Source organism: Pseudomonas putida (assembly GCF_022627325.1).
Lineage (GTDB): Bacteria > Pseudomonadota > Gammaproteobacteria > Pseudomonadales > Pseudomonadaceae > Aquipseudomonas > Aquipseudomonas putida_X.
Genome location: NZ_JAETZZ010000072.1, coordinates 1 through 253, shown reverse-complemented (window position 1 = coordinate 253; position 253 = coordinate 1). Strand labels below are relative to the sequence as shown.

Annotated in this window: 1 pseudogene; it reads left to right on the top strand. The window is 58.1% G+C overall.

The features are described from left to right. Positions 1-117 precede the first annotated feature (117 nt). Positions 118-253, top strand: a pseudogene (locus JNA92_RS25760) (IS66 family transposase); the annotation flags it as partial.

Here is a 253-nt window from a genome sequence, read left to right as displayed (position 1 = left end):
TGAGCGCCTGCCGTATGCGTCGTCGGTCTCAGACTACGAAGCCTTGCTGCCATGGAACTGCTCGCCAGAGATACCACAGTAAGCTGAGGCCCTATCTTTTAGAAGGTGGGGTTCATGGATCGCACTCCGACCAGCCAATCCTGGATGTGGGTGCAAGCCAGTGGTCCGCCCGATCGACAAGTTGTGCTGTTCGACTACACCACCAGCCGTGCGCAGGAAGTACCATTGCGTCTGCTGCAAGGCTATCGCGGCT